This window comes from Ralstonia sp. VS2407 (genome assembly GCF_052950655.1).
In genome coordinates this window covers 1-510 of record NZ_JBRFVG010000158.1, presented here as the reverse complement: position 1 = coordinate 510, position 510 = coordinate 1, and the positions used below count along the sequence as shown (strand labels likewise).

Annotated in this window: 1 protein-coding gene; it reads right to left on the bottom strand. The window is 36.9% G+C overall.

Annotated features, from left to right (window positions below):
• Positions 1-254: hypothetical protein (locus ACU8YE_RS24385; RefSeq protein WP_446929957.1), on the bottom strand; the 254-nt coding region annotated here is incomplete at its 3' end.
• Positions 255-510 lie beyond the last annotated feature (256 nt).

The window sequence follows — 510 nt, the reverse complement described above, 5'->3', positions numbered from 1 at the left end:
AACCAATGTTGATTGCCTTTTTTGGAAACGCCAATCCCAAAGCTGGCGCCGTAAAGCTCCGCCAAACGCTCACTTAACTTGACTTGATTCGGGTAATTCAAGCTGTTGGTTTCCATCAAACTGGACAACAGCGTTCTTTTTGTAATAGTTTCATGATTTAATCGTGTGTTAAAGCGGACTAAAAGACGCACCGTTTTATATTTTTCTGTAGGAATGACGTGTAAATTCACGCCTTTAACTAATTGAACAGACATTGCCGCATCGCTCCTTCATTTGCTTCATCTTACCTAAAGAATGCTGTGAAATATATGTATCGCGTAAATTCTAAAGCATTTTTTAATGTTTTTTCCAATAGCTCCATTATAACACAGCTTCAGGTGCTTTCTGAATGATAAGAGTTTTTCAGTTCAAATTTTCAAGAAGATTCGGTATACTGTTTTTAAAGTGAGGAGGGAAAAAAGAATGATTAAAGAATTTAAAGAGTTTATCATGCGCGGGAGTGTCTTAGAC